Genomic DNA, 920 nt, shown 5'->3' on the forward strand with positions numbered 1-920 from the left:
GCGATCTGGCCGCGGGCCAGTTCCCGGTACCGGGCCACCCCGACCTCGTAGGGGATCGCGTTCTTCGTCAGCTCGACCTCGGTGGCGCCGACATAGGACACCTCCGGGATGGAGTAGATGCCGATCGGCTGCAGCTCGGTGATGCCCTCGGTGGGCTCCCCGAAGGCGTGGTAGGCGGCCAGCCGGCCCTGTTCCATCGAGGTGGCGGCGAGCGCGGGGAAGCCGATCACGTCGCCGACGGCGTAGATGTGCGGCACCTTGGTCTGGAAGAAGTCGTCGACGAAGATCCGGCCGCGGTTGTCAGCCTCCAGCTCGGCGTTGTGCAGGTCGAGGTGATCGGTCTGTCCCTGGCGCCCGGCGGAGTACATCACCGTCTCGGCGGGGATCTGCTTGCCGCTGGCCAGGGTGGTGACGGTGCCCGCCGAGCCGACGTCGACCGCGGTCACCTCCTCGCCGAACCGGAACGTCACCGCCAGGTCACGCAGGTGGAATTTCAGCGCCTCTACCACTTCAGGGTCACAGAAGCCCAACATGTCGCTCTGCTTTTCCACGACCGTGACCTTGGTGCCCAGCGCGGCGAACATCGAGGCGTACTCGATGCCGATCACCCCGGCGCCGACCACCACCATCGAGGTGGGCAGCGACTTGAGGTCGAGGATGCCGTCGGAGTCGAGCACCCGGTCCTCGTCGAATTCGACGCCCGACGGCCGCGCCGGCCGGGTGCCGGTGGCGATGACGATGTATTTGCCGCTGACGGTGAGCTTTTCGCGGCGGGAGGGGTCCTCGACCTCGATGGTGTGCGGGTCGACGAACCGGCCGTGTCCCAGCAACAGGTCGATGCGGTTGCGCATCAGCTGGTTGCGTACCACGTCGACTTCCTTGCCGATCACGTGTTGGGTGCGGGCCAGCAGGTCGGCCGG

The 920-nt window shown here is 67.5% G+C and carries 1 protein-coding gene; it reads right to left on the reverse strand.

Going from position 1 to position 920, the window contains the following annotated elements:
- A partial coding sequence (locus A9X04_RS25995) for an FAD-dependent oxidoreductase (RefSeq protein ID WP_197509407.1) occupies positions 1 to 920 on the reverse strand: 920 nt, incomplete at both ends.

Source organism: Mycobacterium sp. E3247, assembly GCF_001667785.1.
In the GTDB taxonomy this organism is placed as follows: domain Bacteria; phylum Actinomycetota; class Actinomycetes; order Mycobacteriales; family Mycobacteriaceae; genus Mycobacterium.